Source organism: Methylobacterium sp. Leaf456 (assembly GCF_001425465.1).
Classification (GTDB): Bacteria; Pseudomonadota; Alphaproteobacteria; order Rhizobiales; family Beijerinckiaceae; genus Methylobacterium.
Genome location: NZ_LMQV01000001.1, coordinates 489,252 through 495,982, shown reverse-complemented (window position 1 = coordinate 495,982; position 6,731 = coordinate 489,252). Strand labels below are relative to the sequence as shown.

At 67.6% G+C, this 6,731-nt stretch carries 4 protein-coding genes and 1 tRNA gene; 2 read left to right on the top strand and 3 right to left on the bottom strand.

The features are described from left to right. Positions 1-345: 345 nt before the first annotated feature. Both ASG52_RS02160 and ASG52_RS28120 read left to right on the top strand, forming a co-directional pair. Positions 346-1,194 carry a sulfotransferase family protein gene (locus ASG52_RS02160; protein ID WP_056238329.1) on the top strand — a complete coding sequence of 283 codons (849 nt, stop codon included), beginning with the start codon at positions 346-348 and terminating at the stop codon, positions 1,192-1,194. A 119-nt stretch (positions 1,195-1,313) separates the two neighbouring features. Further along, positions 1,314-3,050: a Hint domain-containing protein gene (locus ASG52_RS28120; protein ID WP_056238327.1), complete on the top strand. Its 1,737-nt coding sequence runs from the start codon at positions 1,314-1,316 to the stop codon at positions 3,048-3,050. A 399-nt stretch (positions 3,051-3,449) separates the two neighbouring features. Here ASG52_RS28120 and ASG52_RS02150 read toward each other — a convergent pair whose 3' ends face one another. The 3 genes from ASG52_RS02150 to leuC all read right to left on the bottom strand — a co-directional run bounded on the left by ASG52_RS02150 (position 3,450) and on the right by leuC (position 6,695). Then, complete coding sequence (locus ASG52_RS02150) at positions 3,450-4,985, bottom strand: DUF6538 domain-containing protein (protein ID WP_056238325.1); 1,536 nt, start codon at positions 4,983-4,985, stop codon at positions 3,450-3,452. Between the two features lie 86 nt (positions 4,986-5,071). Beyond that, positions 5,072-5,156: transfer RNA gene (locus tag ASG52_RS02145), tRNA-Leu, on the bottom strand. A gap of 129 nt (positions 5,157-5,285) precedes the next feature. After that, positions 5,286-6,695 (bottom strand): 3-isopropylmalate dehydratase large subunit, encoded by a 1,410-nt coding sequence (gene leuC, locus ASG52_RS02140; RefSeq protein WP_056238323.1) that lies wholly within the window; start codon positions 6,693-6,695, stop codon positions 5,286-5,288. Between the last annotated feature and the right edge of the window lie 36 nt (positions 6,696-6,731).

Sequence of the window (6,731 nt, the reverse complement as noted above, 5' to 3'; positions counted from 1 at the left end):
GGGGGGGGTGCGGCGCATCCTCGACCCGGACCACGGCCCCCGGCTCGACGAGACGGACAAGGCGATGGCCGCCCTCGGCGGTCGCATTGTCGTGACCTTCGAGGCATCGTTTCCGGAGCGACGCGCCAATCGCATTGCACCGGCTTGTTAGGGCGATGCAGCTCCGTTGACACGGCTTAACGGCGTCTTGGCCAACCGTTGCTGAACGAGCACGGTCGCTCATCAATCGTGAGTTTCCTCCCAGACGATGAAGAATCAACCCGCCCCGCGTCGCTTGGGGGGTGGACGGTTAGAGTCGGTGCTGCGAGCGTCGGTTAACACACGTTAGCCCACCGCCTCGGTCCCATGAACCAGTACCACTTCATCTCCGGCCTGCCGCGGGCCGGCTCGACCCTGCTCGCGGCCCTGCTGCGACAGAACCCGGCCGTCTCTGCCGGTATCAGCAGCCCGGTCACATCGCTCGTATCCGCCACGCTCAAGGCCGTCAGCCAGTCGAACGAGACCTCCGTGTTCGTCGACGATGCCCAGCGCGAGGCCCTGCTGCGCGGCGTGTTCGATGCCTACCACCACGCTGCGGCGCCCGGCACGACCGTCTTCGACACCAACCGGGCCTGGACCGGGCGTCTCGATCTGCTCGCCCAGCTGTTCCCAGAGTGCCGCGTGATCTGCTGCGTGCGCCACGTCCCCTGGATCATCGACAGCATCGAGCGGCTGCTACGGCGCAACGTCTTCCAGCTGTCCGGCATCTTCAACTTCGACACCGACGGCACGGTGTATTCGCGCGCCGAAGCGATGATGGGGCCCGGCGGGCTGATCGGCTATCCGCTCAACGCCATGAAGCAGGCCATGCACGGCGACCAGTCCGGGCGCCTGCTGCTGCTGCCCTACGACACGCTGGCCGAGCACCCCCAGGCTGCGCTCGATGCGGTCTACGCCTTCTGCGGTCTGCCGCGCTTCGTCCACGACGTAGAGAACATCCGTTTCGACGCCACCGAGTTCGACGCGCGGATCGGCACGCCGGGCCTGCACACGGTGCGCCCGCTGGCGCGGCGCGAGGAGCGGGCCAGCATCCTGCCCCCGGACTTATGGGCGCGCTGGGAGGGCGCCAGCATCTGGCGCGACCCGGCCTTCAACAAGCGCGCGGTGGGCGTGGGCACGGACGCGGACACGCCGGCACCGACGCAGGTGAACTGAGCAAGGTGAACTGAGCGCACAAAGGGGGCGCCGCGACCGGATTGCGGCGACCGGAACACACGGAACATGAGCGAGCGCCGATAAGAACGGCAGCCTACGGCACGAAGGGGGCGAGCGGCATGGCGATTTTGGATTTCACGGGTGGGGCGCAGTACCTCACCATCACGCAGACGGGCACCTACAACATCGTTGCCCTCGGCGCGCAGGGCGGCAGCGGTTCCGCCGCCGGTGGTATCGGCGGCCTGGGCGCGAGCATGGGCGCGAGCTTCAACCTGACGGCGGGCCAGCACCTGAAGTTCGTAGTCGGCGGCCAGGGTGGTAACGGGTTTTATTCCGGCGGCGGCGGCGGCGGGACCTTTGTGTTCATCGATGGCGCTGGGACGGGCAACGGCGCTGGCAGCGGCACCTACAAGCTGCTGCTGGCAGCCGGCGGCGGCGGCGGCGGGTATGGCGATGCCGGTACCGACGGCACGACGGCGCAGGGCAACGGCAACGGCGGTTCCGGCGTCAACGCTGGTGGCGGCTCTGGGTACAAGGGGCCGGGCGGAAACTCTAGCAACACCGCAGGCGGTGGCCAGAACCGCACCGGAAGCTATGCCGGCGGCGACGCTGGCTACCGTAGCGGTGCTGGTGGCTACGGCGGCGGTGGCGGCGGTGGCGGTTACAAAGACGGCAGCTTCGGCGGCGGCGGCGGCGGCGGCGGATACACCGGTGGCTCTGGCGCTGGATATGGCGGTAGCTCTTTCGTGAACAGCGGCTACGGAAGTGTGCGCGATACCGCTTCGACACAAAGCGGCGTGCGCTCGGGCAACGGCCAAGCCACCTTTGCCGTCTGTTTCACCAGTGGCACTCTGATCCGCACGAGCCGCGGCAACGTGCCGATCGAATTGCTGCGCGCAGGCGAGCCGGTGATCACCGCCTCCGGCGAGCATCGTCCGATCAAGTGGGTTGGGTACCGCACGCTCAAGTGCCACGGACGCACCGACCTCCTGCCGATCCGGATCACCGCGCACGCCTTTGGTGAGGGGCGCCCGGCCCGCGACCTGTTCGTCTCCCCCGGTCACGCCCTCGCCGTCGATGTGCTGGGCGAGGTGCTGATCCCGGCCATCCGCCTCGTCAACGGCACCACGATTACTCAGGTGGAGCGGGACGAGGTGACGTACCTGCACGTCGAACTCGACAGCCACGACATCCTGCTCGCCGAAGGGCTGCCGGCCGAGAGCTACCTCGACTGCGGCAACCGCCGTTTCTTCACCAACGCCGAGGCGACCGACCTGTTGGCCGTCCCCGACGCCCGGCCGGAAGGCCCGCTGCCGTTCTGCCGCCCGTTCCACGAGGCTGGCCCACTGGTCGATCTGGCGCGAGCGCGGCTTCAGGATCACGCCGTGGCGCTGGGATGGCGCAAGGTCGAGGAAACCTTCGCCGGGCTGTACGTCGTCGCTGACGGCCGCACGATCCGCCCTGACGTGCAGGGTCTGACCGCCCGCTTCGTCGTTCCAGCCGCCGTCCGCAACGTTCGACTCATCTCGGAGACGAGCGTCCCGGCCCATGTCGTGCCGGGCTCGTCAGACGATCGCCACCTCGGCGTAGCGTTGGCCGTCTTGACCATTGACGACGGCCTTACCGGCGCTCGTGAAGTTGCGCTCGATGACGCTCGCTTCGGTCAAGGCTTCCATCCGGAGGATGATGGCGTGCGCTGGACAGACGGATGCGCAGCGCTCCCCGCCGCACTATGGGCCGGCTGCAAGGGCTCGTTCTTCCTCCGGGTCGAGCTTGCCGGGCCGGCGCTGCCGCGCTGGATTGCGCCGGGCAAGACAGTCGGTGTGATCAATCTGGCGGATCGTCGGCAGGCTTGAGGCTTGCCACCTCGCGCATTGATCTAATTGACAGCGACGGCCCTGCTCAGGTGGGGCCGTTTTGCGTTTGGACATTGTTGGCTCGGCAAGTTGCTCCTACGCGAATGCTAGAGACCACTATGGCTGATGTCCGCTGTTCGGCGCCCCGCCAATGACTGCTCACCACCCTTAGCAGTCCCTGGAAAGCTGTGGGTCCGCGGCCCTGCGCCGAGCAGGCAAAGGGCACACCATACATTGATCTCGACGAGCCGCACCGGCATCAAAACGGCTTCCACGTGAGCGAGGCCTACGACACCAGGGTGCGGGGTGGCGGGGCCGCAAGCCGAAAGCCGCTGAGGCTCCCCGGTCACCGTCTACCTCTACGACCGCGGTGCCCGCCCGCTCCGATAGGGACACCCGTCAATCAACAACGAGCGCCGGAATTTTCGACAGCTCCCGGTGCAGCGCCGGCATCGGGAACTCGCCGTACCCGTCACCCACAGTGCGCTTCGCATGGCCTACGATGGCGTCCACCATGTCACCGGCGAGACCGTGCCGCCGGCCCAAGGTCTTGAAGCGGTGGCGCCAGGAGTGGTTGGGAGCAAGCCTTTCGTCAGTCAGCCCGAGGCCGCGCACCCAGGGGCCGATCACCTTCGTCCCGGTCCCGCCGCGGCTGCCAAACTTGTCAGGCTTCAGGGTCGGGAACAGAGGTCCGGACGACACCAACTCAACGAACGTCAGGAAACCAGCCTCAATGACGGCCGGGTGGACCGGCACAATCCGCTCGGAACTCGCGGTCTTCAAAGGCCCCGCTTCCTCTGTGAAGCGCAGGGCCTTGATCCCGTCCAGGCTCACGATGTCCTCAGCACGGAGCTGGCAAGCCTCAGCGACCCGAGCACCGGAGTATGCACACAACAAGGGCACCCAACGAAGGGCGGTGTCCGTTTCCTTCGCCGCCGCCCGCAGGATGGTTTTTGCTTCCTCGTCGGTGAAGCCGCGACGCGCCTCCGACGCTCTCGTTTTGACCTGGATGCCGACCTTCTGAGCGGGGTTTGAGGACAGCAGTCGGTTATCCACGGCCCACTGCAAGATCGCTCGCACCGGGGCGATCTTCGCGTCCCGTATGGTCTTCGCCTTCAGGCCAGCCTCGATCATCGCCGCCTTCCAGGCAATCAGGTCGTCCGGCGTGACCCGCGCCGCATCGTCATGGCCCAGGTGTGCCTGAAACTGCTTCAGTACGCGCGGCCACTCGTAGGCTGTCTTCCTGGCCGGCTTCCGCTCGGCAGCCCACCCCTTCTCGACGTTATCGAAGGGCACCGCCTTCACACCGGAACCGGTCACGAGCCCGGGCTTCGGTACCTCCGCGATGCGTGCGACGGGCACGGGCTCTTCAACCTCGCCCCGTGCTAAACGGGCCAAGACCAGGCTCGCCCGCTGGATCGCTGCCGCAATCGCCTTCGCCACCTTCAAGCGACTGGCTTCGTCGACCACGAGCCCCTGAGCTGCCAGGAGGTCGTCGGCGCCGCCCACGCACCATGCCTCCTGCTCACGCAGCCGGCTCATATCCGGATCGAACCTGAAGTCCATCAAGCATGAAATCTCGACCGGCGCCGACGGCGCCCACATCCGGTCGGCAAGGTCGGTTCGCCAGACCTTCTGCTCGCTGGGGTCCTCACGGTAGGCCGCAAGCCATCGCTCGTAGGCCGGCGCGCTCAACTCATGGGCTTCCCGCTCAGACAGCGTCCGGGGTCCAACCTTCAGATTGGCCCACCGCGCCTCCAGCTCCGCCAAGGCAGCCAAGATGCGCTGCTTGGCTTCCGCTGGGTCCTTCGTCTTGAGGCTGAGTGTTACCTCGACTCGGCCCACAAAGGGCTTGAGGTCGGCCGGCACGCGCTTCCGCAGCCAGTAGACGCCGGTCTTTGGATGCTTCCACGGTCGCGTCATCGCAAGGTGCATGTGTGACACCGGTGTGTGTTACCCGGGCACCTCTAAGCCTATGACCTTGCTGATAAACTTTGTCCATCAATCCTTTAGGAAGGAGATGGTGCCCAGGAAAGGACTCGAACCTTCACCTCTTGCAAGACTGGTACCTGAAACCAGCGCGTCTACCAATTCCGCCACCTGGGCGCCGGGTCGTGTCCGACCGGCGATGGGGTTCGTTTAGGGGGCGGCGGCGTGGGCGTCAATCGCTGTTTCGCGCCGCCCCGAAAAAAGCTGGGCCGGTCCGGCGGCGGCCGGACCGGGGACCGGACTGTCTCAGCCGCGCCAGTCGCGGATGTCGACGAAGCGGCCGGCGACGGCGGCCGCTGCGGCCATCGCCGGGGAGACGAGGTGCGTGCGCCCGCGCGGACCCTGGCGGCCCTCGAAGTTGCGGTTCGAGGTCGAGGCGCAGCGCTCGCCCGGACGCAGCTTGTCCGGGTTCATGCCGAGGCACATCGAGCAGCCCGGCTCGCGCCAGTCGAAGCCCGCGTCCTTCAGAATGCGGTCGATCCCCTCGGCCTCGGCCTGCGCCTTCACGAGGCCGGAGCCCGGCACCACCATCGCCGACACGCCCTCGTGGACCTTGCGGCCCTCGACCACCTTGGCGACCGCGCGCAGATCCTCGATGCGGCCGTTGGTGCAGGAGCCGATGAACACCCGGTCGAGCGTCAGGTCCGTGATGCGGGTGCCCGGCGTCAGGCCCATGTATTCGAGCGCCTTCTCCTTGGACTGGCGCTTGTTCTCGTCGGCGATGGTCGCGGGGTCCGGCACGAGGCCGGCGATCGAGACGACGTCCTCAGGCGAAGTGCCCCAGGAGACCAGCGGAGGCAGGTTGGCGGCATCGAGCCGGATTTCCCGGTCGAAATGCGCGCCCTCGTCGGTCAGCAGGCTCTCCCAGTAGCGCTGCGCCGCGTCGAACGCGGCGCCCTTCGGCGCCTTCGGGCGGTCCTTCACGTAGGCGTAGGTGGTGGCGTCGGGGGCCACCATGCCGGCCCGCGCCCCGCCCTCGATCGACATGTTGCAGATCGTCATCCGCCCCTCCATCGAGAGGGCGCGGATCGCCTCGCCCGCGTATTCGATGACGTGGCCGGTGCCGCCCGCGGTGCCGATCTCACCGATGATCGCCAGGATGATGTCCTTGGCGGTGACGCCCGGCGGCAGGATGCCGTCGACGGTCACGCGCATGTTGCGCGCCTTGCGCTGGATCAGCGTCTGGGTGGCGAGCACGTGCTCGACCTCCGAGGTGCCGATGCCGTGGGCGAGCGCGCCGAAGGCGCCGTGGGTCGAGGTGTGGGAATCGCCGCAGACGATCGTCTGGCCCGGCAGGGTGAAGCCCTGCTCCGGCCCGATGATGTGGACGATGCCCTGGCGCCGGTCGAGCGCGTCGTAGAACTCGATGCCGAAGTCGCGCACGTTCTCGGCCAGAGCCTCGAGCTGGGTGCGGCTCTCCGGGTCCTCGATGCCCTTGGAGCGATCCGACGTCTGGACGTTGTGATCGACCACCGCCAGCGTCTTGTGCGGGGCACGCACCCTGCGGCCGGCGACGCGCAGCCCCTCGAAGGCCTGCGGGCTCGTCACCTCGTGGACGAGGTGGCGGTCGATGTAGAGGAGGGCGGAGCCGTCCGGCTGAACATCGACGACGTGGTCGTCCCAGATCTTGTCGTAGAGTGTGCGCGGCGCGGTCATGGCGAGACGTGTCTGACGGTTTGCGGGCCCCGCCCG

Coding starts and splice junctions, on each gene's coding strand:
- ASG52_RS28120 (WP_056238327.1), top strand. CDS start 1,314: ATGGCGATTTTGGATTTCACGGGTGGGGCGCAGTACCTCACCATCACG.
- ASG52_RS02160 (WP_056238329.1), top strand. CDS start 346: ATGAACCAGTACCACTTCATCTCCGGCCTGCCGCGGGCCGGCTCGACC.
- leuC (WP_056238323.1), bottom strand. CDS start 6,695: ATGACCGCGCCGCGCACACTCTACGACAAGATCTGGGACGACCACGTC.
- ASG52_RS02150 (WP_056238325.1), bottom strand. CDS start 4,985: ATGCACCTTGCGATGACGCGACCGTGGAAGCATCCAAAGACCGGCGTC.